Here is a 24,453-nt window from a genome sequence, read left to right as displayed (position 1 = left end):
ATGTAGAAAAGAACCTCTTTGTTTTAAACCTGGTGGTGAAACCTACTTAAACGCAGCCAGAAGTTCACATCATAGTACATTAAAAATGTTTGGAGGAAAATGATGAACTCTACATTGGTACTTGTGTTAAGTTCTGTTACTGTATTGTCTGCTGCTGCTATTTTTTCTTTTTGGATAGGAAGTAGGAATAAAAGTAGTGAGAATTGGATTGTTGGTGGGAGATCATTACCCGTATATGTAGTTGCAGGAAGTCAATTTGCAACTGGTATGGGTGGTGGTGTGCTAGTGGCTCATATTGGGATTGGTTATAGTGCTGGTTGGTCCGCTATAACTTATAATTTTCTTTATTCCGTAGGAATCATCATCTTGGTATTACTGGCGAATTGGCTTAAAAAACAAAACTTCTCTACGATGCCGGAAATATTCAAGAGGTTATACGGAGAAAATAAATTAATGATGAGTATGGTCACATTTATGGCCATAGTGGTACCTTTTGGATGGTTATGTACTCAGCTTGTGGCTTTCGGTAATTTATTCTCGAACATATCAGGTCTATCTTTTCCTTTATTAGTTTTTATTTTTGCTGTGATTAGTCTACTATTCGTTTTGCCAGGGGGGCTAACCTCCGTTGCATGGACAGACTTTATATTTGGATGTGTCATGCTTATCATGTCATTGGTAAGTGGATTGTATATTTTAAATTTAGCTGGTGGTTGGACTGAAATAGCTGGCAGGGTACCTGAAACGATGATTGGCTTTCCAGAAGGTTTAGGAGCCGTAGGAATGGCGACAATCGTTTTCTGGATATTAGCTATTTTTCCAGGAGCATTAACCAATCAAATGTCCTACCAACGTATTTATGCTTCTAAAAACCCACAGATAGCTAAAAAAGCGTTTGTGATTGCAGCACTGGTTGGCGTGATCAGCGGTATTTGGGCTTCATTCATGGGAATCTCTATTTTCTCTATGAACCCTGGCCTTGAAAATCCGGAATTGGCCTCAGGATGGTTCCTTACTCAAATTCCAGGTTGGTTCATGGCGATTTATTCCGCTTTCATAATAGCAACGATAATGTCTACTGTTAGTAGTGCTATTCAATCTGTGGTGGTAAACATCACAAAGGATATTTATCACTCATACATCAATCCAAATGTTAGTGATAGAAATCTATTGAAATTCTCAAGGTATATGACTGTTGTCGTAATAGGGTTAGCCGTCATGTTAGCTTTATATTATCCGCAAGCTTTAGGATGGCTCGTTTCCACATATGCATATTCCGCATCTGGGTTACTTGTACCCCTATTCGCAGGATTCTTGTTGCGGAATACGGCTTTTTTGACAACAAAGGGGGCTATTGGCAGTATGGTTTTGGGAATTCTCAGTGCTGCTGTTGCTCAAATCATAGGTACGCAAATCCCCTATGTCGCATTTGGAATACTCGGTTCATTAGTTGGATTTTTCTTACTTAACTACATGTTTAAAAATGTAGATAGAATCCATGAAAATGAACCGAAAAAGGCAGATATAGGCTGAAAAAATTCTGAATATTAATTAGATTTTGAATAAAGGATTTATGAGAGAGGTGTAAATATGCAGGCCGATGTGGCAGTAATTGGAGTAGGTACAATGGGAAGTATGGCACTATGGCAACTTGCTAAAAGGGGGATTTCCGTTTTAGGTTTTGAACAATACGGTGTTGGAAATGATCGTTCTGCTGCAGGGGGAGAGTCAAGACTTTTCAGAACTGCCTATATGGAAGGACAGGAATATGTCCCCTTACTACAAGAAGCACGTCATCTTTGGAAAGAACTCGAATCTGAAGCCGGCACAAGCCTTTTAACATTAAATGGCGGTCTGATGATTGGAAATCCAAACACAGAAGTAATGAAGAATGTATTAAAAAGTATTGAAGTATTCAATCTGGAACATGAAATTCTCGATGGAAAATATGCAGAACAACGTTACCCTCAACATCGATTATTTAGTGAAGACATTATGATATTAGACAAAAATGCTGGCTTTTTACGACCGGAACTTGCAGTCATTTCAGCAGCGGACCGGGCGGAATGTTTAGGTGCAAAAATATACCGATATACAAGAGTTAAGGATATCCAATCTGATAAATTAGGTGTTACGATTGCGACAGATGAGGAAGAATATCGAGTTGGAAAAGTTTTGATAACAACCGGACCATGGACAGGGAAGTTTTTGCCTGGATCCAAACAGGTATATGAAGCACGGCGTCTTGTATTGACATGGTTTTCAGCAAAGGATATCGAGATGTTCAAGCCTGATCGATTCCCGATTTTTGCTCGTATGAGGAAAGGTTTTAGATTGACAGGAACACCGACACTTGATGGTACGATGGTAAAAGCCTCTAACACTAAGGACCCTGATTACGTTGAAGAACCTGCGAATTTAAATAGGGATGTTAAAGTCGATGAATTAAGGACAGTAAGTGATGCTGTCAGGGAACTGATTCCTGGCCTACAACCCGACCCAGTCCGAGCAAGTGTGTATATGGATAGCTATTCACCTGACGATCATTCTGTTATAGGTTCTGTACCAGGTATGGAAAACGTTCTGATTGCAAGTGGATTCTCAGGACATGGGTTTAAAATGTCACCTGTTATCGGAAAAATAACCACAGAATTATTAATTGATGGAAAAACGAGTTACCCTATAAATCACCTAAGTCCGAATCGTTTTTTTCAAAATGTCTCATCAACTTAACTGCTATTAATTTGAAGTGATAGATCACCTCTGCCTCAAAGTCCTTCGGTGGTATCAAAGTTTTTTTTCGTTTAAAACAGTCTAAAGAGGATTATTGCAGTTACGAAACGTATTGGAGAAGCTGGATGCATAGTGGGGATATTGATCCTTGGATCACTTGATTATCAATGGATATACCAGCTTAAAAGAAAAAGGATATATTTAAATCCATTTGGAAGGGGCTAGTCTCCTTCCATTCTTATTTATTTGTGTCCATTTAAGAAAGAAAAAATGTGTCTTCAAAACAAGGGTTCATACGGGAAATTGTTAGGGAGGTGTTTTTTACTTAGGCTCAAAAAGTAGAAACTGTCTGCCATTATAAATTAGTTCATTCACTATTATTAATTAACCTTTTAAATATTTTCGAAAATAACATAAATTCAGAATATTATATTGACAGTTATAAGAATACTTAGTATTATAAGTATTAATAGTTTAATTGCTTATAAATAAATACAAGAGGGTGCAACGGTTGAAAATTAAAAAATCACTTTATAAAACCATTTATGATGACTTAGTAAATAAAATTCTGTCTGGAACCTTCAAGGGAGGGGAGCAATTACCATCTGAAGCCGAGTTGGACAAAAAATATAATGCGAGTAGAACCCCTGTGAGACAGGCTTTAAAACAATTGGAAAACGATGGATTTATATATCGTTTACAAGGGAGAGGATCCTTTGTTTCTAATAGAAGACCAACTGAACTTTGGACTAAAATGACAGGGTTTAGAAGTCAATATCTAGATAATTGGGAAAAAATATCTGCAAAAACAATCGCCATAGATTATTTTGAAAATAAAAAGATATCTTCTATTTTAGGTATTGACGAGGATTATAAATTAATTCACCTAAAAAGAGTAAGATATTTTGATAACAAACCAGTAATATATTTAGAGCATTTTGTAAGTCCTAAAATCCCTTATAGTATTTTTGAAAAAGATGAAAATTTCATTTCATTGGGACATCTTCTTAAAGAACATTTAGATATTGAAATTGTTGGCGCAGAAGAAGAAATAGAGGCGGTGAATGCGAGTAAAGAAATAGCAAAACATTTGGAAGTTAATGAAAACGCATCTCTATTAAAGGTAACAAGATTTTCATATGATGAGGAAGAAAATCCGATTGATATCAATATTTATTACGTCAATACCGAAGAATGGAAATATAAAGTTAGTTTCACGCAGGAGGGTGGTAGTTATGAGGATTTTTAAGGGGAATCTGGCAATTGGATTTTCGATATGGGCATTAATTATTTTAGTGTTTCATCTATACACTTCTTATTTTGGTACATATTCACCAAAAGTCCAAAGGTCATTGCATTTATTCTTCCTACTTCCCTTAGCCTTTTTGGTCTTTCCTTCACGTAAAAGTAACACCCAAAAAAATAAACCAACGATCTTAGATTGGATCTTAGCGGTTATTAGTTTAATACCGAGTTTCTATTTATTTATGAACGCAGATAGCTTAAATATGCGAATAGAGCAAGTGGATGAGGTTACGACTACACAAATTATTTTAGGTACACTTATGGTTGGTTTGGTGCTAGAAGCATGTAGGCGTGCTGTTTCCTTTGTTTTTGCTATAGTTGTTGCAGTGTTCTTCACCTATATTTTTATTGCACCATTTTTGCCGGGTATGTTCAATGCAAGGCAAATGTCGTTTGATAGGGTGATTGAAGTTGTGTATTTAACAAGTGATCAAGGGATTTATGGCTTTCTTACAGGAATATCAAGCAATATACTCTTTGTGTTTATAGCTTTTGCAGCGATCATGCTTAGATCCGGGGTTGGGAAATATTTTATGGATGTTGCCATTTTTTTAACCGGTCGTTTTCGTGGAGGTCCTGCAAAAATTGCTGTTTTATCAAGTGGCCTTTACGGAAGTATAAGCGGTAGTTCTGTTTCTGATGTTTATTCTACTGGTAGTTTTAGTATCCCGTTAATGAAAAAGATTGGTTATCCATCAACTAAAGCTGGAGCAATTGAAGCTGTCGCTAGTGCAGGAGGCCCCTTGATTCCACCTGTTATGGGGGCAGGAGCCTTTATTATGGCTGAAATGACATCAACGAGCTATACCACTATTATAAAAGCAGCCATATTAGGTGCCATTATTTATTACATAGGGATCTTAGCTACGGTACATTTTGAGGCAGTTGCTTTAAATTTACCAAAGCTTCCTGATGAATGGAAAGTTAAATATCAAGTGATATTAAAAAATTCACCATATCTCATTCCGTTTGGTGCAATGGTTTATTCTTTATTTACAGGATTATCTCCGGCAAAAAGTGCTGTTATATCAATAGGTGTATGTATTGTAATATGGTTTATTATGTCAAAGGGAAAGATAAATATTAATGATTTTATAGAGGGCGTAAATTATGCCGCTCGAGGTGCTACCGTAATAGCGGCTGCTCTTGCTGGTGCTGGAATAATAGTAGCTGTTTTGACTCAAACTGGGGCAGCATTGGCAATGAGTAATATTATTTTGGCTTATTCATTCGGCAACATTTGGTTAGCACTAATATTGATTATGCTTGTTACCTTGATCTTAGGGGCAGGTATACCAACAACCCCAGCCTATGTTATAACCGCAACCGTTGCAACTGGAGCGTTAGCTGCTTTTCATATACCAGTTTTAACATCGCATTTGTTTGTCTTTTACTTTGCAATTTTGGCAGATATTACTCCACCCGTTGGAGTGACTGCATTTGCAGCTGCCAACATTTCAGGTTCTCCACCAATGAAGACTGCATTAATGACACCAAAATTTGCATTCGCAGGATTTCTTGTACCATTTCTCTTTATTTTCAGCCCAGAGTTATTATTGTCAGAACAATCTTCTTTATTTGAAATTTTATTTACCTTTATTGTAACCTCTATTGCCGTAATACTGTTTGCATCCGTTATAGTGGGATACTTGTTCCAAAAATTATCTATGATTAAACGGTTGTTGTTATTGATAGGGGTGTTTGTTTCTATTAGTAATATATTTTTAATTTCAGTTGTCGGAATATTATTACTATTCGGGCTTCTAGCGTTTGAATTTTATATCTTTAAAACCAAACAAGCAAAACCAAGCCATTCATTAAAGGAGGGGATTGCAAAAGAAAACTATTAAACTCTTATCTTTATAAAAAGGAGGAGAAAACAAATGAAAAAGCTTTATAGGGTATTTCTTATTGTAGCTCTAATTGTATTATCTGCTTGTACTGCTCCTCAAAATAACACCACTAGTGGGGATGAAAATAATAAGGGAAATGGGGCAGAAGATGCAAATGGGAAAACTTCTCAAAGCCAGACAGTGAATCAACCAACAAATTTAACATGGGCAGCTGGTTCTTTAGGGGGTGGTTGGTATAGCATGGCTGGCGGTATTGGATCAATGATAAAACAAAATAACTCAAACCTAAACATAAAGGTTATCCCTGGAGGAAGTCTGCAAAATATACCTTTTTTAGAAAATGGACAAGCACAGATAGCATGGGAGCAACCAGCTTTTGTTATGGCTGCTGTTAATGGAGAAGATCCTTTTAAGAAAAAATATCCAGATATTGTTGCCCTAGGAAATGGATTTGGAGTCAACTATTTTCATTTTGCAGTAGGGGAAGATACGAATATTGATTCAATTGATGAAATCTTTGAGAATAAAATGCCGATAAAGATTGCAGTGACACCGGTTAATAATTCTGATGAATGGGTATTTAAAAAGTTTTTAAGTTATTATGGTGTATCTTATGAAGATATTGAATCATGGGGCGGTAAGATATTCCATGGGAGTTACACAGAACAAGCTGAGCAATTTAAAAATGGTAATGTCGATGCTATGTTTACTCAGTTAGCCATCCCTGGTTCCGCAATAACTGATGCCTCTAATGGTAGAAACATGAAGATTTTAACTATGTCAAATGAATTAATTGATCATCTTTCAGAATTTGCGATTGGCAAAGGGGAGATCCCAGCAGGTACCTACCCCGAGGCAGTTAATGGTGATGAAGCTATTCAAACGGCAGTCATGGGGAACATTTTAGTGACAAATAAAAATGCTTCTGAAGATGTTATTTATGAAATAACGAAAATTGTTAATGAAAATAAGGAGAAACTCCCCAATATTCATGCGAGTTTAGAAGCGTATAGTACTGAACAGGCTATAAAGGATCTTGGAACTACCTTACATCCAGGTGCAGAAAAATATTATAAGGAAATCGGCGTAATTAAATAATTGAAAAAATGGAGGAGAAATAATGAACTATCAAACTATTCTTTACGAAGTAAGCCAAAATATATTGACGATCACTATTAATAGACCGAAGACTTATAATGCGCTAAGTACTTCTACAAAAGATGAGTTATCTAATGCCTTTCAAAGAGGAAATGAAGATAAAAATGTTAAAGCTATCATTATTAAGGGTGTAGGGGATAAAGCCTTTTGTTCAGGACAAGACCTAAAAGAAAGCCAACATGTAAGTAAAGAAACTGCGGATAAGTGGGTAGATGAGTTCGATAAATTATATAGGATAATTCGAAAGGTTGAAAAGCCTATTATAGCCTCAATAAATGGTTTTTCTACAGGCTCGGGTCTTCAACTTGCACTATTAGCCGATATTCGCATTTCTAAAAAAAGTGCTAAGTATGGTATGACAGAAATAAATGTAGGGTTACCTTGTGTTATTGGTAGTACCATGTTTTGGGAAGTGATGGGGAAATCCCGGACGATTGATCTTATTTTAACTGGAAGGTTAATTAAAGCGGATGAAGCTAGGGAATATGGTTTGATTACAAGAGTTGTTGATGATGAAAAACTGGAAAGTGAAACATTGAAACTAGCTAATGAACTGGCGTCTAAGCCCCCTGTGGCACTAGCAATTAATAAAAGACGTTTTAATCAAATAAGTGAATACAATTTTAATTCGTGTATGGAATATGCCATTGAAGCCCACACATTAGGGTATCAATCCGGTGAGCCACAAAAGATGATGAAGGAATTTTTCGAAAAACGCTCTTCTTGATTAAAGGTGGGATCGTATGAAGTTATATGAATATGAAGGGAAGGAATTGTTCAAAAAGTATAATATTCCAGTCCCAGTTGGTGAGTTACTTTCAACAAATCCGCTTACTTTAAACTATCCAATGATAGCAAAAGCCCAAGTGTTAACGGGCGGAAGAGGTAAAGCTGGAGGAATAAAAGAAGTAAAAAATGAACGGGAATTTAAGCGTATAACACAGGAACTAATTGGAATGAAGATTAAAGAAGAAACGGTAACACATATCTACCTAGAAGAAAAGATTTCTTATCAAGAAGAATTTTATTTATCTATTATTATTGATAGAAATAAAAAATGCCCTGTTCTCATTGTTAGTAGACAGGGTGGAGTAGATATTGAAAACGTACCAGATGAGGAAATTCTTTTTATAAATATTAACCCACTAATAGGCTTGCAGACATACATGATTCGTAAAGCTTCTTTGTTTTTGAATGTGAACTATGACCTGCTATCCGATTTACTTCTTAAACTATGGGATCTCTATAAAAAGGAACAAGCAGAACTTGTAGAGATAAATCCACTATTTTTTGAGGGAAAGAATCAATTTATTGCCGGTGATGCTAAAGTTATTTTAGAAACCAAGCATAACGAATTGCCCTTAAAGCTAGGCAGAAATAGTAAAACATTTGAATCAAGGTGTGAAGAATTAGGTGCCTCGGGTGTTGAGTTAAACGGTGAAGTAGCAGTTATTACAAGTGGCGCTGGCCTGGGCATGGCTACATTTGATATCGTTTCTTCAAAGAAAGGGACAGTAAGGGCTGTTGTAGATTTAGGGGGGCATGTAATCCACGACATACTCAAAGCTCAAAGTCTTATTAAAGAAATTAAAAAATTAAAACCTAAAATCTACCTTTTTAATTTTTATTTTCAGTTGGCGAGTTGTAAGATTCTTTCATTAGCCATAGCAAAGGAATTAGGGAATTCATCAATTCCTGTAATTGTTAGGCTAAAGGGTCAAGACGAAGATCATTCCAAGAAGATTTTATCTCCATTTAACAATATAGTCTTAGCTGACAATTTAGAACATGCATGTGATTTAGTACAAAAACCTCTTTTTCAGGGGGAAAAGTAATGTCCATTTTAGTAAATGAAAATTCTAAAATTATTATACAAGGAATCACAGGTAAAGTGGGTAGGTCGTTTTGTGAAAGAATGGTTAAATTTAATTCTCCATTAGTTGCAGGAGTAACGCCTGGTAAAGGAGGAGAATTTGTCAATCATGTACCCGTTTATGACTGTGTAGACGAAGCAGTAAAAAAGAAAAACGCTGACACATCCTTTATTACGATACCGGCAATGATGGTAAAACAAGCTGTTTTTGAAGCGATTGATGCTGGAATTAAGTTAATTGTTATTTATACGGAGGGTGTAACGAAACAGGACAGTTTGGATATTGTGCAGTATGCAAAGCTGAAAGATGTAATGGTATTAGGTCCTAATTCAGCGGGGGTAGTTTCACCATCCCAAGCAAACGTAAGTGATTTACACGATTCTATTCTAGAAAAAGGAAAGATAGGAATTGTCTCAAGAAGTGGAACTTTGACGTATGAAGTAATTGAGATATTAAAAGAAATGAGATTAGGTGTAAGTACTGTAGTTTGTATAGGAGGGGATCCTATTGTAGGTCTACAACACGTTGACGTTTTAGAATTATTTGAAAAAGATCCAGAAACAGAGTCAATTATTTATATTGGTGAGATAGGTGGACGTGATGAATACGAATCTGCCCCAATTATTAAATCGATGAAAAAAGAGGTTTTTGCATTAATTGCTGGGGTATATGCTCCTGATGGAAAGAGAATGGGGCATGCCGGAGCTATTATTCAATCGGAATCTGAAACTGCAAAAGAAAAACAAAAAGTTTTAAAAAATTCTGGAGCAAAAGTTGTTCATGTACTTACAGAATTAAAGAATGAACTAAAAGATCATTATTTATTTGTTTAATTTTATATAACTCCATATTATTTGGATTAGTTAGTGGATCTAACATCAGTCATTGATATAGGAGGAATAACATGGAACTTTCAAAGCTGTTTATTAATGGGAAATGGGTACCTCCCTTAAGTAATGAATATTTTGATGCGATTAATCCTGCCACAAATGAAGTGATTGGAAAAATCCCATCAGGCAATAGGGGGGATGCCGTTAGGGCTGTAGATAGAGCATTTGAGGCAAAAAAAATAATTCAATCTATGTCCGTATTTGAACGGTCTAACCTTTTAAGAAATATTGCAGAAGAAATAGAAAGTAAAAAGGAAACATTAGCTCATATTCTAACTTTAGATCAGGGGAAACCCTTTTATAGTGAATCTATAAAAGAAGTTGAATCTGTTATTAGAGGTTTTCAAGAGGCCTCAGAGCAAATAAAGTGGTTAGAAACATCGGTTATCCCCTTTTTTCAGTGCTCTGACACTTTTTAAGAAGCCATGCACGGTGCGGGTTTGAAAAAAGTGGGGGCACCCATTCAAAACCCGTTGGTATGACTGGGTTCTTTTTCGGTGCCTGCCACTATCAATGTTTTATTCGTATGCCTTTGTCATCCATTCGACGATTCCCATTCCGTTCTCCATGCGGAGCTGATCGACATTGTGGTGTCCGATGATGTCTCCATCCTTGATGGCAATCACTTCATCCAAAACCATTTCAATCTCTCTGATTTCGTGTGTCGTAATCAGAACCATCTGTTTTTCCAGATCAATGAACGAAATCAATCCTTTTACGATGGAGTCCCGGACCATTGGATCAAGCCCAGATAATGGTTCATCCATTAAGATTACGGGTACTTCACGGGCGAGTGTCAGTACGATTTTCAATCTTCCTCGGTTTCCTTTGGATAAGTGCTTCACCTTGGCGTTACGATCTATCTTCATGTGTGAGCGGATCTTTTCTGCTTTTTCCATATTAAAATCTGCAAATTGAGAAGCGTAAAAATCCATCGTCTCTCCAACATTGTAAAATCCATAGAATTCATCCAGTTCTGAAAGGTAAGAGACGTGACTGGCGATCCGACGTGTCACTTCCATAGCATTTACGGTAACTGAACCTTTTGTAGGTTGAGTAAGTCCAGCGATCAACTTCAGTGTCGTTGATTTTCCACTACCATTTTCGCCGACAAGTCCAATGATCTTCCCTTTTTCCAATTCCAGGTTCACATCTTGCAAAGCTACTTTGGATAAATATCTTTTGGTTACATTAGTCAACTGAATCATCATATCTGATCTCCCTTCTTATTATGGAGAAAACGATGGAGCCCAGCCTCGATTTCTTCATCTGTATAACCCATTGCATGCATTCCTTTGACAAACTGGGAAATTTCATCTTTCTTAAGCCGTTCTCTCATGGTTTTTAAGATCTCTTGATCCTCTGTTACAAATGTTCCTTGACCTCGTTTTGACTCCACGATTTTCATCCCCTCCAGCTCCCGATAGGTTCTTTGGACTGTATTTGGATTCACATTGACCTGGAGAGCCAGTTCCCGTACAGAAGGAAGTTTGTCACCAGGTTTTAGTTCTCTACTTAAGATTTGCCGATTGATTTTGTCGGCTAGTTGACTGTAGATCGGTTGTGTCGATTGAAAAATGTCCGTCATCTTTTACACCTCAACTTTACGGTCGAGCATCCAAGAAGCTACGAAGAATAACAGAAGAGCCACCGCAATTCCGAATACATATTCACCCATATAGACACTCATGCCGCCAATTTCAGTTGCAAACTCCGTACTCTCTTTGCTAATTTCTGCATCGATCTGAAAATTCTTCAACATCTCAGATCCATCAATTTCTCCCCACCGCGTAATCTTGTGATAGAATAATGAATTTGTAAACCAGCCATAGATGGTCGATGTCACAATCACGATGATGAATGTAACGACAAAACTAAAGAATGGAGCAATATAACGAGTTAGTAATAAGTAGATCATCCAATAGAATAAAAACCAGACAGCTAAATCGATTGCGAACATGAAGTAGTGCAACCCGACGATCCAAGCATTCTCATAAATAAGAGACCAGGGAATATAGGCGGAGAAGTCATCAGAAAGATGAGTAGCAGTGAAGAAAACCCCAACTGTAAGCATTAACGTTACGATCATGGAAAATAATCCCGCAACCACCTTTGCTAAAAGTAAAGCATAGGCCGGAAGGGGGTTATGCAACCAGAGGTGCAGCTTTTTCCTTTCCGATTGCAGACTGGACAACAAATAATAAGTGAGATAAAAAACTTGCATTCCAGTGGCGACGACGGAAACAACCGCCAGTACTTCCCAAGTGTAGCCCGCTCGATAGCCGAAAAACGTAGCGATCGCAGCAACGGCGATAAAAGCAATGACAGGTATCAAGAATGATATGAATCCTAAACGTAATTCTTTCTTCGTTAAACTTAACCAAGCAATCATGTAAGAACCCTCCTAATGTACCTTTTTAATCAATGTATTATTGTGCTAGTTAAATAGTACACTGGTACATAAAAAAAGTCAATAGATGTTTAACCATTTTAGTAACGGATATTTAACATTGGGGGAGTTATGTGAGAAAAAAATTGTTAGTTAGTGTAATTTTATTGTTGATTATTGCGGGGGCTAATTTCCTCATTTGCTAACGGAAATTAAGTTTTAGAAAAGTAAAATAAAAAGTGTAATGATATACTTGAAAAATGGGAGGATTTTATGATGTAGAAACTGTTATGCTCTAGGTTAAACAAGGTATGGAAGTAGAATATGAATAAACATTGGTAGTGCATCAAGAATAACATTGTATGAAGTTGAGGGGAAATACCTACTATTGTTTGAGTGGGAAACATTAGAAGACCATACGTTGGATTTTAGGTATCTATAGTATTGACAAGAAATCTACACTACATAAAGAGAAGCGGAAGGAGAGAGGATCATGGACGAAAACGGACAACCGTCCGCTGAATCAAAAATTAACCATGCCGAAAAAGAAGTCATTAATGCCATTGCCGAAACGATGGATTTGTACGGTATAACCCCGTCAATTGGCCGACTCTATGCCACAATGTACTTTAAACAGCATCCAATGACCCTTGATGAAATGAAAGACGAGCTTGGCATGACTAAACCTAGTATGAGCACAGCGGTCCGCAATTTACAAGACATCAACATTGTTCGGAAAATATGGCAAAAAGGCTCAAGGAAGGACCATTTCGTGGCTGAGAAAAACTTTTTCAAATATTTCGGCCACTTTTTCGGAAGTAAATGGAACAGGGAAGCCGAGTTAAACCTTTTCGCCATTAAACAGGCAGAATATCTACTTCAAGAAGTCATAGAAGATGAAAAAAACGAAGAAAGTTTAAAGGAAAGGGCTAGACAAGACCTTGAACAGTTAGAGGAGTACAAGAAATACTGTTACTGGCTTCAACAACTTGTGGATTCAATCGAGTCTGGTGAAATTTTTGACTTTTTACCAGTGGACAATTCAAATTCAAAGGGATAATTTCAAGTAGAGAAATTTTCGTAATAGGACGCATTTGGGTGTGGTGGGTTGACAGTTTCGTTCATATCAGTTGAATAAGGAATGATCTGGACGTATGAGAAGGGAGCTTGGAAATCCAAGCTCCTTTTCATGTGGATTGTGTTGTGATTTCTTTACGAATTGGTCTGCTAATTAACTTGTGATTTCCTATGAGATTTTCACTTTTGCACCTCATAATGGAACCCGTTACTATAATTTCAGGGCACTGTTGTTTTGTTTCGGGCAATACCAAACTAAGTAATGAAGCCATCAATAATAATACAATAGCGGATACAAACGCTCCGTTGTAACCCCCTGTAAGGTTATATAAAACACCGGGGACACCTTTTCGAGGGGGCAAAAATAACCAAATTGTGTTTTGTTGAAACTGCGGCAAAGCAAAGTAATAAAAATGACAATAATATGGTTCGTTTTAAATAACTTACTGGGCGATTCTCTAATTGAATTCGGTAATTATTTTGTCACAAACCTCTCGTTTATCTCGTCTATAAGGGTGAAAAGAAAAAAGGAGGTAGAACGAATGGGAAAAATACATTCTTCTTCAAAAGTTGGAATTGGCAAAAGACTCATATTTAATCTTGCCCAATCAAAATTAATCAATAGACTGGCGGAAAAATATCCGGGCTTCATAGATCGGGTCAGCGTGAAATTGGGCAGGGACTGGCATGGGGAAATACCTTGGACTCCTTTGAAAAAGCCTGTTGAGGAAAGTCGGGTTGCACTTGTCACCTCCGGGGGGATTATCCTAAAAAGCCAGTCACCCTTTGATTTGAGTGACCCCAAAGGGGATTGCTCCTATCGTATCATCCCTTCCGACGCATCTCCCGATGAAACGGTGATCAGTCATTTATTTTATGATCATAGTGATGTAAAAATTGATTTGGAGGTCATGTTTCCCTTGGACACTCTTCACCGCTTAGAGCAGGAGGGGAAGATAGGTAGCGTTGCACCTCGTCATATCAGTTTTCAGGGGGGGATTCACGATCCGACTCCGCTGGTAGAAAAGACCGCTCCGGAAGCAGTGCGAAGCCTGAGGGAAGATCAGGTTGACCTCGCTATTCTTACCCCGGCCTGAAATCACTGTCACCGGTCCGTGGGACTGGTTGCACGCGAGATAGAAAAGTCAGGGATTTCAACTGTAATGGTCACTTTATTGCCGGAAACCACGATAGCGTTGGGAGTCCCCAGATCCATACATTTTTCACGCAAATTGGGAAATCCAATTGGGCGACCTAATCAAAAGGAGGAGCAATATTCTGCCCTTCTGCAGTGCCTGGATGCTTTAAGCAAAGCTGAAAAGGGAGAAATGATTACCGGTACCAGTTAAACCGTGTTATTCTTTTTCCTGCAAAGTAAAAGCAAACGGAACCACTTTATCGTACGGCTTGGGATAACTTTCCTTCGAAGCTTGCACAGAAATTAAACCTTATAAGTATGGAGTAGACTTCCATATAAGCTAGCTTTTTGTTCAAGAATAGGAGGCGATTGTTGCACAAGGTGATCACCTTTACTTACTTAAGAATTGGGCAGGATTGCTTAAATTAACGGGGAGTAATGTGATTGCGAAAATTTTTAATAAGTATAAATCATAATCGTAAATTCTTGATAATTTAATTGGGTGTATTAAGCAATCGGGGGGCATATCCGGAATAAGATATGTCTCTTTATTATGAAATTACATGAATGATTGGGTTAGATCTGATAATTTAAAATAAATTGGTATTAACAAGAGTGCAGTTATTAGTAATAAATAATGGATCTATAAAAGGAGGGCAATATGTCTGGTGGTGCGTACGGATTGAATAGATATGTCTACTTTAAATCATTTAAAAACTCAGCATTCAATATCCGTTAATCATGAAAGAGATTAATTTGAAGGAAAAGATAGTTGGACTTGCTATTTTTTGTTTCGGTTTGGTACGGAGAGAATTGTTGAAGGTCTTGATAAGAAGGAAAAAGTGTGGTAGTTTAATATAGATGCACCTTCATTTTGCAAGATCGCATAAATATCCCTATTTTAATTTTACACCATGAAATTTCTCCCGTCAACCCCGATTACTAATTTTTTTAGGTTCAAGTGGATTGTCCCCAATTCACAGTGAAGTTTAATTTAAAGGCTTTGTTAATCTTCGCTGTTGATTTTTTACCGAAATTCACGACACTTCTGCGGAAACAGCGAGCCAGGTGAGACCCCGAAACGAACTGTGCGGGTTCGTGAGGAGGCTCACGGTAGTAGGAAATTGCAAAGAAGTAATGTCTAGCACAGGCGGCCAGTCACTTGGATCACTTCAAACTTCCTGCGGCGGCAACACATTGGTTGACATCCTTATGAGTTAGCCCACGCAGAACCAAGTCTTTGTTTAGTTCGAGCTTCCTCGTCATTTTTCCAGTGACAATGCGTGACTAAACGGGTCGCTTCCGCTTTTCGTTCGCCCGCGGAAAGGGAGTGAATTTTGAAGAAATCAACATCATTCTTTAACAAAGCCAATGTAAAAGGAGTGCTTATATGAATAAAGGACTACAGAAGGAACAAGAAAGATTGGCCAGTGTCATGGAGACGATTACGGAACAGATCGGTGAGCTGGAAGATGAAAAAGTCCAGCGTCAGGAAGAAGTAATCGATATTCGGAAGCACTTCTGGGAAGATGTAAAGGTTAATACTGATACGTTTGATGATTATCTCGAAACGATCATCAGCTTAAGGCAGCAAGCCCAGAACCTGTCTGTTAGGCAAAGCACTCATAAACAATCAGTAAAGCGATTGTCGGCATTGCGCCGCATGAAAGAGACGCCATACTTCGGCAGGATTGATTTCACTGAAGAAGGCATTTCCGATACAGAACATATTTATATCGGTGTCTCCACCCTCACGGATAATAGTGGTGAAGACTTCCTGATTTATGATTGGAGAGCGCCGATTTCAAGTGTGTACTATGATTACTCGCCTGGTCCTGCGGTATACGATACACCGGAAGGAAAAATCAAGGGTATGCTGGAGAGGAAATGGCAATATATCATCCGTGATGGAGTCATTGATTCGATGTTTGATACCAGTCTCACGATTGGGGATGAGATTTTACAGCAAGTCCTTGGCAAAGGTACTGACAAATATATGCATAGCATAGTGGCTACCATTCAACAGGAACAAAACATGATCATCCGGCATGATCGCGGGAGGCTTCTGATCGTTCAGGGTGCAGCGGGGAGTGGCAAGACATCTGCCGCATTGCAGCGAATCGCATATTTGCTTTATAAATATCGTGATGGGCTGAAAGCTGATCAAATCGTCCTATTTTCTCCTAATGCGTTGTTTAACAGCTATGTATCGACAGTCTTGCCGGAACTTGGCGAGGAAAATATGCAGCAGGTCACTTTCCAGGAATACCTTGATCACAGGTTAAGCCGTATATTTCTAGTCGAGGATCCTTACGAACAGCTTGAATATGTATTGACGAAGACAGATTCCCCTTCTTATCACACAAGGATAGAAAGCATCCGTTTTAAGGCATCGACTCATTTTTTCGATATGCTCAAGGCATACAGAAAATCACTTGAATCATCCGGAATGGTTTTCAAAGGGATTAACTTCAGAGGAAAAAAACTGATTTCTGCCAAAGAAATCACAGAACGGTTTTATAGCGTGGATACCTCGCTCCGGTTTCACAATAGAGTCGAAAAGTTGACAGAGTGGCTTATGAAGAGAGTGGAGCAAGCCGAGAAGCTCGAACGAAAAAAGCCGTGGGTGGAAGATGAAATCGAGTTGCTCAGTAACGATGAATATCAAAAGGTTTATAATCAGTTACAGAAAAAAACTGGTTTTGAAGAAGGGCAGCTTGACGACTATGAGATGGAGAGGAAAGCATTAGGCAGGATGATTGTCCGAAAGAAATTCAAGCCTCTGCGGAAACGGATCCGAAGTCTGGGGTATATCAACATCATCGAAATATATAAACGGCTTTTCACCGAGCATACAAGCAGCAAACTGTGGATTCAGGTGAACATACCTGACGAATGGGCGGATATTTGTTCTTTGACTGTAAACATGCTGGATGAACGTAAATTGTTTTATGAAGATGCAACACCATTTTTGCTTTTGAAAGAACTGATACAAGGCTTTCAGACGAACAGTTCGATCAAACATGTACTGGTAGATGAAGCACAAGACTACTCTCCGTTTCAATTCGAATTTTTGAAAAGATTGTTTCCCTTTGCAAGGATGACAGTGCTCGGTGACTTTAATCAGGCAATATTCGCACACGCCAGTGAAAGAGTTGATTTCAACACGCTCACCGGTTTATATGGGCCAGAAGAAACCGAATCGATCAACTTGACTCGCAGTTACCGATCCACGAAACCGATCGTAGAATTTACAAGAGAACTTATCCCGAATGGTGAACAGATTCATGCTTTTGAACGTGATGGTGATAAGCCGCGGTTGACAAGACTGTCCAATCACATTGAGTTGCACCGTAGTATTGTTTCAAAAGTAGATGACCTGCAGCACCGTCAATACAATACCATCGCGATTATATGCAAGTCAGCTTCAGAATGCAATACAGCCTTTGATGCCCTTAGCAATATAAAAGGTCTCAAACTGGTAAAAAGCGGGTCGATAGAATATGAACAAGGTGTAGTTGTCATACCGGCGTATTTAGCCAAAGGCATCGAATTCGATGCTGTCATCATTTATGACGCCTCAAAACATGTGTACGGAGATGAAAGTCTGCGCAGACTGTTCTACACGGCATGCACGCGGGCCATGCATGAACTGCAGATATACACAGTAGGCGCACCAAGCCCCTTTTTACTCAACGTTTCACCTGAGAGACTAAAGCAAGGCAATAGTAAAGAAGTTCAGTAAAATATATTCTTACGAGAAAAGGCGCAAATTTTTAATTTTGCGTCTTTTTTAATTGTTTTTAAGGTTATTTATGAAATGACAAAAAAAGGACCTGGTTTTTTCCAAGCCCTCTTCTTTCCCAAGCATATTTCATAGCACCTTTAAATCAAAAAGTCCATTCTTGACGTTTAACATGGTCATCAGGAGCCTTGGCTACCACAACAGTGAGTGTGATGTTTTGCTCAAGAAGTGCCTTTAGGGGGTATTGTCATAGTGGTGGCTTCATCAACTGACCGTGTTTTAGAAGTCTTCCAAATTTAGTCTAACTTTTTGATTTGTTAAGTAAACCACGTGTTTTATAAATAATCTTTCGGATGCTTTCAATGGATAAGTTGAACTTTTGTTCTAATTCTTCAAACGACCAACCATCTTTATATAATTGATAGATCTCTTGGTTTCTTTGAGCAAGTAACTGACGTGAACCGTTCATTTCTCCCCACCCAGCCCGCTGATTGTTCTTCTTGGGGATATAAATCAACTCGCCTTGAATATGTTTTTGCACTTCTTTTAGCAAGCTAGGAGGGAACACCTCTTTCCCGTTCTTGTATTCCAAAATTGACGTCCTCCTTATAAGTAAGGTGTACGTGAATATACAATTTCACAATTTTCATCGCTTTGTACCTCTCCTTTCACTTGTAATTGAATGTAAGATTTACAAAAAGGTATCTTAATTACATTTGTTTTTAGTATAAGTGGGTTTTGCGTTTGTTGAAAGTCGAAATTTTCGAAATATTAAAGGGCCGCGAATAGCGACCCTGTACTATGAGGTTTCCGACTAAGCGGAAACCACCTCAAATTTTGTGATCAACTTCAATCAGCCTCCTTTCGCATTTTTGTCGGCTCCGACACTTCTATTTACGCACACAATCAACTATGCATACAAGTGACTAAATAATTATAGTTGTTTTTTACCTTAATGATTTCCTTATTGTTTGATGTAGCTCAGCTAATTAGGATGGAAGGGTCTTCGAAATTATTCCTCCCCATATATCCATTCTTTTTTGAGGCGGTCGAATTCACCGTGTAGCTCCATTTCTTCCATCCAGAGGTTTACCCAGTTTTGGAAGGTCGGATCGTTCCGGTGCATAAGGTAGCCTTTTTGGCTTTTAGTAAATGTGTTATCGGTCAATGCGGCATATAGTCTTTCGTCTTTACTTGCATAGTAAATCGCTTCAACCCTATCGGTAATCATGACATCGACTTCGCCTTCTGCGACCATTGGTGGGATATCAAGGTTATTTTCAATGACGATAACATTCGCTTGTTTAATATTGGCATCCACAAACTTTTGGTTCGTTCCGCCTGGGTTCACACCAATTGTTACATCAGGCTGATCGATATCCTCTAAGCTTTGGTAACGTTCTTTATCTTCCTCGCGGATCAAGGGTGATTTTCCATCGTCTAGATAAGGGTGGCTCAAGTGAGCTGTTTTTTGGCGATCGGTATTTCGACTGATTCCACCGACAGCGATATCAAACTTGTCATCTAGAAGATCCTCCATTAAGGTCGGCCAAGAGGTTCGAACAAACTCAACCTTTACTCCTAAATCTTCGGCCATCATTTTGGCAGCTTCGATATCAAGACCTTCAAATTCGTTTGTTTCATCGTTAAAGTAGGTGAATGGTTTATAATCACCAGTGGTTCCTACCCGAATGACTCCTTTTTTCTGAATCCGATCCAGTCTGGACTGCATGAAAAATTTGTTTTTGCTTTTATGTATGTCTGATCCTGATGCCTGAGCTGCCTGTTCTACTGGGATATAGGACTTACCATTCACATCCAAGGTTGCGATCGTCTGACCATTCCATTCAAGCAGATCGCCTTTCTTCGCTTCCGCAAGCGAAAAATTCAATCCAGAAACTAAGAGCATACCCGTCAAAACAACAATCAAAATTTTACTCCATGAATACTTCAAAGTTTTCCCTCCTATTCAAATGATTGAAGCCTAGTATATGGAGATTTAAACCCTTAATCAAACAATTAATCTGAAAATTCTAAAAAATAGTTCTTTAGTAATAAGTTAATGATCGGAAAAGAAATAGCACTACAGTTTGCAAATAAGGGAGGCAAGGTAACGATAATAGATGTGAATGAAAAAGCATTAGTGGAAACAGTTGCGAAATATAAAGAAAAAGGTTATGACAATTATACGAAAGTCGTTAATGTTGTTGAAGCCGAGGAAGTAATAGATACAGTGGAAGGAGTATCCTTTGGGTCGTGTAGGAAAACCAGTGGATATCGCAAATACTTCAGCGTTTTTTGTAGATGAAAGATCTTTTTTATGAATGGTCAGGCGTTGTTTCTAGCTGGTGGACCGAAGGACTGTTATAAAGATCTTACTATAAAAAAAGTGGGGTTATAAATAAGCTGTAAATGTCAAACAAAGATGGGCAGATGCAGTTACCAGAATCTTAAGATACAGGAAATATTTCATTTAATCAGAACCTGTAGCTAAGGTTAAATTAAAAGTGAGTAATTACGATTACTCAAATAAACGTGTGGAGTGATGGATCATGGCAAGAAACAAACTTTTGGTACCTGGTGCGAAAAATGCTATGGAGCAGCTGAAAGAAGAAACCGCCAATGAAATGGGGATTCAACCTGGTGCAGATACTACCTCACGTGAAAATGGTGCTGTCGGTGGTCAAATGACTAAACGTCTAGTCGGGATGGCCGAACAGCAATTAAGCAACAATAAACAACAGTAATAGTTTTATGGAAGAGACCGTTTTAATCGGTCTCTTTTAGGTTAATGCCGTTACAAAAAACGTTGCCATTACATAAACTGAATAAATACAAAAAATCTTGCTTTACTTCGTCATTTAAACGTGTTAATATGATAATCAAAATAAAAATGAATAATGAAAACTTCTTATCCAGAGAGGCGGAGGGACTGGCCCTTTGATGCCCGGCAACCATCGAATCAATCAAACGATTGAGGAGAACGGTGCCAATTCCTGTAGGATGGTCAAACATCCTAGAAGATGAGAGGATCGTTACGAATAGATACGAACCCTTTTCTTACTGGATGAGAAAAGGGTTTTTTCGTTGTAATGGATACCAGCGAAAAGCTCTCGATAGAAGTTTCGTTATTTTGAAAGGACAGATGAGACATGGAAACAGCTATTTTTGGAGCTGGATGCTTTTGGGGTGTTGAATCATTCTTTGAAAAATTTGTAGGTGTTGTTTCAACACGCGTAGGTTATATAGGCGGTACAGTCGAAAACCCGACATATGAACAAGTGAAGACTGGAGAAACAGGACATGCGGAGGCGGTCAAGATACAATACGATCCTTCCTTGATTTCATATTATGAACTACTCAACACATTCTTTGAAGTACATGACCCGACCGCTCGGAATCGGCAAGGTATTGATATTGGACATCAATATCGTTCAGTCATTTTTTATACAAATCCCAATCAAAAATTTATAGCCGAAGAGAAGATCAACGAATTAACGGAAAAAGCAGTATTCAAGCTTCCGATCGTGACTGAAGTTGAAAAAGCTCCTACCTTCTATGACGCAGAGGAATATCATCAGAAATATTTACAGAAAAATGGTGCGGTCGCTTGCGGTATGTAAGATGAACGGATACCCTTGCCTTCCTTACACCCAACAATGGGTAGATTGATGTCGAATAATCTCTTCTAGGAGTTAGGAGTAAGAAACGACATCACTAAGAAGGGCAAGGTTTTTATGTTACGTTTACAATACTTTATTCTCGCAACTGGAATCATCATTTTCCTTTCATTATGTATAGCTGCATTTGATGTTGACTCTTCAAACGGAAGCGAGCAGGATAAAGGAAATTGGATTGGTGCTTGGACGGCAAGTATGCAACAACCTGGTGAGGACGGCGTGTCCAAACAAGGCTTTGAAGATCAAACGATCCGGATGATCATCAAACCAAATATGGACGGAAAAAAGTTGAGAATTCGAATGGCAAATACTTTTAATTCAGATTCGCTTACGATTGAAGAGGTACATGTTGCGCGTGTGAAAACTGGTGCAGAGACTGTTTCTGGATCTGATAAGCAAGTCACTTTTGAAGGAGATCAAAAGGTAACGATTCCTGCAGGGAATAGGACATTTAGCGACCCTATCCCGTTTAATGTGAAAAGTGATGAAAAACTTGCGGTGAGTATTTATGTTAAAGAGAAGTCAGGTCCTGCAACATGGCATCCTCGTTCGATGCAGACGAACTATATTTCAGAACCGGGTAATCATAGTTCAAATACGGATGATAAGGCGTTTAAGAAAAAAGAAGATGCCTGGTTCTGGATGGACGGCATTGATGTCATACCCGATACAAAGGTTGACGGTTCCGTTGTTGTCTTAGGAAGTTCTATCGCGAATGGCAATCATTCTAAAATGGATGCAGACCATCGGTGGCCAGATTTTTTAGCCAAAAGGTTCAATGAAGAATCAGAAACGAAGATGTCTGTCCTGAATGCAGGAGTTTCGGCTAATCATTTGATCAATAGTTCTTCTGATAAAGGGGAGAATGCGTTTGCGAGACTTGAGCAGGATGTGTTCAGCCAAACAGGAGTCAAGGCAGTAATTTTGAATCAGGGCCTGAATGATATAAGGCATCATCCAGAGTATGATTCAGATAAAATCATCGAAAGAATGCAGGAAATCATTGATGCTTCTCATGATAAAGGCTTAAAAATTTATGGCGGGACGTTGACCCCTTTTAAGGGTTCAGGGATGTATACACCGGAAAAGGAAAACACCCGTCAGGAAGTAAATGAGTGGATCCGAAACAGTGGAGCCTTCGATGGTGTGATTGACTTTGACAAAGCACTAAGAGATCAAGACGATCCTGCACGTTACAATCCGAAATATGATGCTGGTGATCATCTCCATCCGAATGATGACGGCTATAAAAGGATGGCAGAAATCGTAGACCTATCCAAATTCAATTAGGGGCTGACGCAAATCATCGATGAACATTGATGGTTTGCATCAGTCTCTTTTCTTTTACCTGGATGTTCTATAATCATAGCGGACACTGGAGCCGTTATTTGTGGCAAAATGCTGTGTGTCAGAAATTTAGCGGACACCAGAGCCGTTATTTGTGAACAAAAGGGCGGATCTATTAAGGTTTTAACGAAATAAGATCTCTGGTGTCCTTTATCTTTATAAAATGTGAGAGTAATTATAAAATAAGGTTTCCTGTGTCCGTTAGCACTTTGTAGCAAGTGTTTCAGCGAGGAGGCTTTCGGATACCCCCACGGAAAGTTCACAAATTAGAATAAAAGAAATTCGAACAAGTCTCACACTCAAATACTTGCACTTTTCACAAGGACAAATCAAAATATAAAGTATCAACAATCGTTATAAGAAAGGAATTCATTCAAATGATTGAGATTGGCCTGACTGGGTGGGGCGACCATGACTCCCTTTATCCAGCAGATATCAGATCAAATGAAAAGTTGCAGACTTACAGTAGTTTCTTCCCGACAGTTGAGATCGATTCGGCTTTTTACGCTGTCCAGCCAGTGAAGAACTACGAAAAATGGGTCAAGGAAACACCAGAGCGTTTTTCATTCGTTGTCAAAGCGTACCAGGGGATGACAGGGCACTCGAGGGGCGACATCCCTTTTTCAAGTGAAGAAGAAATGTACCGTTTATATAAAGAGTCGATCAAACCTTTGCAGGCAGCGGACAAACTGAAAATGGTCCTTTTCCAATATCCGCCCTGGTTTGATTGCAACCGGGATAACGTCGATTTACTTAGGCAGACAAAGGAACGGATGGAGGGCATCCCAGTCGCGCTTGAATTCCGACACCAATCCTGGTTTCATCCTTCTTTCAAGGATCGGACATTGGCGTTCATGAAGGAAGAGGGCTGGATCCACAGCATTTGTGATGAACCGCAATCAGGAGCAGGATCGATACCGACTGTACTTGAACCAACAAATACAGAGCATACGTTGGTTCGATTCCATGGCCGGAATGTTCATGGCTGGCAAAAGAAAGGGAATCCGAACTGGCGGGACGTGCGATATCTTTATCGTTACAATGAGGAAGAGCTCATAGAATGGAAAGAAAAGCTTCTGCAGCTTGAAAAGCCGGGGCATGAAGTGACTGCCTTGTTTAATAACAATTCCGGTGGAGATGCAGCAGATAATGCAAGGCAAATGGTCGAACTGCTAGGTATCGATTACGAGGGTCTCGCACCTCGACAGCTTGACCTCTTTTAACTAGAAAGATACAGAGATTAGAAATAGACAGGAGATGATAC

Annotated in this window: 22 protein-coding genes and 1 riboswitch; of the genes, 17 read left to right on the top strand and 5 right to left on the bottom strand. The window is 38.7% G+C overall.

What is annotated here, in order from left to right; genetic code table 11:
• The first annotated feature begins 102 nt into the window (after positions 1 to 102).
• From KOL94_RS12190 to KOL94_RS12150, 9 genes are all read left to right on the top strand, one after another.
• On the top strand, positions 103 to 1,533 hold the full coding sequence (locus KOL94_RS12190; RefSeq protein ID WP_221566685.1) for a sodium:solute symporter family protein: 1,431 nt from the start codon (positions 103 to 105) through the stop codon (positions 1,531 to 1,533).
• Between the two features lie 57 nt (positions 1,534 to 1,590).
• On the top strand, positions 1,591 to 2,733 hold the full coding sequence (gene solA / locus KOL94_RS12185) for an N-methyl-L-tryptophan oxidase (protein ID WP_221566684.1): 1,143 nt from the start codon (positions 1,591 to 1,593) through the stop codon (positions 2,731 to 2,733).
• 511 nt (positions 2,734 to 3,244) lie between these two features.
• A complete protein-coding gene (locus KOL94_RS12180; protein WP_221566683.1) occupies positions 3,245 to 3,982 on the top strand; it encodes a GntR family transcriptional regulator in 738 nt (245 codons plus the stop codon).
• Positions 3,969 to 5,888 carry a TRAP transporter permease gene (locus KOL94_RS12175; RefSeq protein WP_221566682.1) on the top strand — a complete coding sequence of 640 codons (1,920 nt, stop codon included), beginning with the start codon at positions 3,969 to 3,971 and terminating at the stop codon, positions 5,886 to 5,888. The genes KOL94_RS12180 and KOL94_RS12175 overlap by 14 nt, the downstream gene beginning before the upstream one ends.
• A gap of 33 nt (positions 5,889 to 5,921) precedes the next feature.
• Positions 5,922 to 6,989 carry a TAXI family TRAP transporter solute-binding subunit gene (locus KOL94_RS12170; protein ID WP_221566681.1) on the top strand — a complete coding sequence of 356 codons (1,068 nt, stop codon included), beginning with the start codon at positions 5,922 to 5,924 and terminating at the stop codon, positions 6,987 to 6,989.
• 22 nt (positions 6,990 to 7,011) lie between these two features.
• Positions 7,012 to 7,776: an enoyl-CoA hydratase/isomerase family protein gene (locus KOL94_RS12165; RefSeq protein ID WP_221566680.1), complete on the top strand. Its 765-nt coding sequence runs from the start codon at positions 7,012 to 7,014 to the stop codon at positions 7,774 to 7,776.
• Positions 7,777 to 7,792: 16 nt separating this feature from the next.
• Positions 7,793 to 8,884, top strand: a complete 1,092-nt coding sequence (locus KOL94_RS12160; RefSeq protein ID WP_221566679.1) for an ATP-grasp domain-containing protein — start codon at positions 7,793 to 7,795, stop codon at positions 8,882 to 8,884.
• On the top strand, positions 8,884 to 9,756 hold the full coding sequence (sucD, locus tag KOL94_RS12155; protein ID WP_221566678.1) for a succinate--CoA ligase subunit alpha: 873 nt from the start codon (positions 8,884 to 8,886) through the stop codon (positions 9,754 to 9,756). The genes KOL94_RS12160 and sucD overlap by 1 nt, the downstream gene beginning before the upstream one ends.
• Before the next feature lie 71 nt (positions 9,757 to 9,827).
• Entirely contained in the window at positions 9,828 to 10,232 is a 405-nt protein-coding gene (locus KOL94_RS12150) for an aldehyde dehydrogenase family protein (RefSeq protein ID WP_221566677.1), read from the top strand.
• A 99-nt stretch (positions 10,233 to 10,331) separates the two neighbouring features.
• Here the strand turns inward: KOL94_RS12150 and KOL94_RS12145 are convergent, their stop codons facing one another.
• Genes KOL94_RS12145 through KOL94_RS12135 form a run of 3 tightly spaced genes read right to left on the bottom strand, consistent with a single transcriptional unit; the run spans position 10,332 to position 12,205 of the window.
• The gene (locus KOL94_RS12145; protein ID WP_221567699.1) at positions 10,332 to 11,021 is read right to left on the bottom strand and encodes an ABC transporter ATP-binding protein; all 690 of its coding nucleotides are present in this window, start codon (positions 11,019 to 11,021) and stop codon (positions 10,332 to 10,334) included.
• Positions 11,021 to 11,401, bottom strand: a complete 381-nt coding sequence (locus tag KOL94_RS12140; RefSeq protein ID WP_221566676.1) for a GntR family transcriptional regulator — start codon at positions 11,399 to 11,401, stop codon at positions 11,021 to 11,023. The genes KOL94_RS12145 and KOL94_RS12140 overlap by 1 nt, the downstream gene beginning before the upstream one ends.
• Positions 11,402 to 11,404: 3 nt before the next feature.
• A complete protein-coding gene (locus KOL94_RS12135) occupies positions 11,405 to 12,205 on the bottom strand; it encodes a hypothetical protein (protein ID WP_221566675.1) in 801 nt (266 codons plus the stop codon).
• A 490-nt stretch (positions 12,206 to 12,695) separates the two neighbouring features.
• Here KOL94_RS12135 and cudC point away from each other — a divergent pair, with 490 nt between their 5' ends.
• The 3 genes from cudC to helD all read left to right on the top strand — a co-directional run bounded on the left by cudC (position 12,696) and on the right by helD (position 18,162).
• On the top strand, positions 12,696 to 13,262 hold the full coding sequence (cudC, locus tag KOL94_RS12130) for a choline uptake/conversion transcriptional regulator CudC (RefSeq protein WP_221566674.1): 567 nt from the start codon (positions 12,696 to 12,698) through the stop codon (positions 13,260 to 13,262).
• Positions 13,263 to 13,821: 559 nt separating this feature from the next.
• A complete protein-coding gene (locus tag KOL94_RS12125) occupies positions 13,822 to 14,376 on the top strand; it encodes a glycine/sarcosine/betaine reductase selenoprotein B family protein (RefSeq protein ID WP_221566673.1) in 555 nt (184 codons plus the stop codon).
• 1,431 nt (positions 14,377 to 15,807) lie between these two features.
• The gene (gene helD, locus KOL94_RS12120; protein WP_221566672.1) at positions 15,808 to 18,162 is read left to right on the top strand and encodes an RNA polymerase recycling motor HelD; all 2,355 of its coding nucleotides are present in this window, start codon (positions 15,808 to 15,810) and stop codon (positions 18,160 to 18,162) included.
• Positions 18,163 to 18,463: 301 nt separating this feature from the next.
• Here helD and KOL94_RS12115 read toward each other — a convergent pair whose 3' ends face one another.
• Positions 18,464 to 18,754, bottom strand: a complete 291-nt coding sequence (locus KOL94_RS12115; RefSeq protein WP_221566671.1) for a CD3324 family protein — start codon at positions 18,752 to 18,754, stop codon at positions 18,464 to 18,466.
• Between the two features lie 420 nt (positions 18,755 to 19,174).
• On the bottom strand, positions 19,175 to 20,116 hold the full coding sequence (locus KOL94_RS12110) for a transporter substrate-binding domain-containing protein (protein ID WP_260412300.1): 942 nt from the start codon (positions 20,114 to 20,116) through the stop codon (positions 19,175 to 19,177).
• Positions 20,117 to 20,224: 108 nt separating this feature from the next.
• Between KOL94_RS12110 and KOL94_RS12105 the strand changes: the two genes are divergently transcribed.
• The 5 genes from KOL94_RS12105 (at position 20,225) to KOL94_RS12085 (ending at position 24,412) form a co-directional block, all read left to right on the top strand.
• Positions 20,225 to 20,470, top strand: coding sequence for a 3-hydroxyacyl-CoA dehydrogenase NAD-binding domain-containing protein (locus tag KOL94_RS12105; protein ID WP_221566670.1), 246 nt, complete (start codon positions 20,225 to 20,227; stop codon positions 20,468 to 20,470).
• Positions 20,471 to 20,714: 244 nt separating this feature from the next.
• Positions 20,715 to 20,909: an alpha/beta-type small acid-soluble spore protein gene (locus KOL94_RS12100; protein WP_221566669.1), complete on the top strand. Its 195-nt coding sequence runs from the start codon at positions 20,715 to 20,717 to the stop codon at positions 20,907 to 20,909.
• Positions 20,910 to 21,070: 161 nt separating this feature from the next.
• Positions 21,071 to 21,192, top strand: a riboswitch (SAM riboswitch).
• A 122-nt stretch (positions 21,193 to 21,314) separates the two neighbouring features.
• Positions 21,315 to 21,785 carry a peptide-methionine (S)-S-oxide reductase MsrA gene (gene msrA, locus KOL94_RS12095; protein ID WP_221566668.1) on the top strand — a complete coding sequence of 157 codons (471 nt, stop codon included), beginning with the start codon at positions 21,315 to 21,317 and terminating at the stop codon, positions 21,783 to 21,785.
• A 114-nt stretch (positions 21,786 to 21,899) separates the two neighbouring features.
• Positions 21,900 to 23,132 carry an SGNH/GDSL hydrolase family protein gene (locus KOL94_RS12090; protein ID WP_221566667.1) on the top strand — a complete coding sequence of 411 codons (1,233 nt, stop codon included), beginning with the start codon at positions 21,900 to 21,902 and terminating at the stop codon, positions 23,130 to 23,132.
• A gap of 434 nt (positions 23,133 to 23,566) precedes the next feature.
• Complete coding sequence (locus tag KOL94_RS12085) at positions 23,567 to 24,412, top strand: DUF72 domain-containing protein (RefSeq protein ID WP_221566666.1); 846 nt, start codon at positions 23,567 to 23,569, stop codon at positions 24,410 to 24,412.
• Positions 24,413 to 24,453 lie beyond the last annotated feature (41 nt).

The organism is Alkalihalobacillus sp. TS-13 (assembly GCF_019720915.1).
Taxonomy (GTDB): Bacteria; Bacillota; Bacilli; order Bacillales; family Fictibacillaceae; genus Pseudalkalibacillus.
The sequence above is the reverse complement of the archived record's forward strand: the minus strand, read 5'-3'. Positions and strand labels throughout refer to the sequence as shown.

Coding starts and splice junctions, on each gene's coding strand:
- KOL94_RS12190 (WP_221566685.1), top strand. CDS start 103: ATGAACTCTACATTGGTACTTGTGTTAAGTTCTGTTACTGTATTGTCT.
- solA (WP_221566684.1), top strand. CDS start 1,591: ATGCAGGCCGATGTGGCAGTAATTGGAGTAGGTACAATGGGAAGTATG.
- KOL94_RS12175 (WP_221566682.1), top strand. CDS start 3,969: ATGAGGATTTTTAAGGGGAATCTGGCAATTGGATTTTCGATATGGGCA.
- KOL94_RS12170 (WP_221566681.1), top strand. CDS start 5,922: ATGAAAAAGCTTTATAGGGTATTTCTTATTGTAGCTCTAATTGTATTA.
- KOL94_RS12165 (WP_221566680.1), top strand. CDS start 7,012: ATGAACTATCAAACTATTCTTTACGAAGTAAGCCAAAATATATTGACG.
- KOL94_RS12160 (WP_221566679.1), top strand. CDS start 7,793: ATGAAGTTATATGAATATGAAGGGAAGGAATTGTTCAAAAAGTATAAT.
- sucD (WP_221566678.1), top strand. CDS start 8,884: ATGTCCATTTTAGTAAATGAAAATTCTAAAATTATTATACAAGGAATC.
- KOL94_RS12150 (WP_221566677.1), top strand. CDS start 9,828: ATGGAACTTTCAAAGCTGTTTATTAATGGGAAATGGGTACCTCCCTTA.
- KOL94_RS12145 (WP_221567699.1), bottom strand. CDS start 11,021: ATGATTCAGTTGACTAATGTAACCAAAAGATATTTATCCAAAGTAGCT.
- KOL94_RS12140 (WP_221566676.1), bottom strand. CDS start 11,401: ATGACGGACATTTTTCAATCGACACAACCGATCTACAGTCAACTAGCC.
- KOL94_RS12135 (WP_221566675.1), bottom strand. CDS start 12,205: ATGATTGCTTGGTTAAGTTTAACGAAGAAAGAATTACGTTTAGGATTC.
- cudC (WP_221566674.1), top strand. CDS start 12,696: ATGGACGAAAACGGACAACCGTCCGCTGAATCAAAAATTAACCATGCC.
- KOL94_RS12125 (WP_221566673.1), top strand. CDS start 13,822: ATGGGAAAAATACATTCTTCTTCAAAAGTTGGAATTGGCAAAAGACTC.
- helD (WP_221566672.1), top strand. CDS start 15,808: ATGAATAAAGGACTACAGAAGGAACAAGAAAGATTGGCCAGTGTCATG.
- KOL94_RS12105 (WP_221566670.1), top strand. CDS start 20,225: ATGATCGGAAAAGAAATAGCACTACAGTTTGCAAATAAGGGAGGCAAG.
- KOL94_RS12100 (WP_221566669.1), top strand. CDS start 20,715: ATGGCAAGAAACAAACTTTTGGTACCTGGTGCGAAAAATGCTATGGAG.
- msrA (WP_221566668.1), top strand. CDS start 21,315: ATGGAAACAGCTATTTTTGGAGCTGGATGCTTTTGGGGTGTTGAATCA.
- KOL94_RS12090 (WP_221566667.1), top strand. CDS start 21,900: ATGTTACGTTTACAATACTTTATTCTCGCAACTGGAATCATCATTTTC.
- KOL94_RS12085 (WP_221566666.1), top strand. CDS start 23,567: ATGATTGAGATTGGCCTGACTGGGTGGGGCGACCATGACTCCCTTTAT.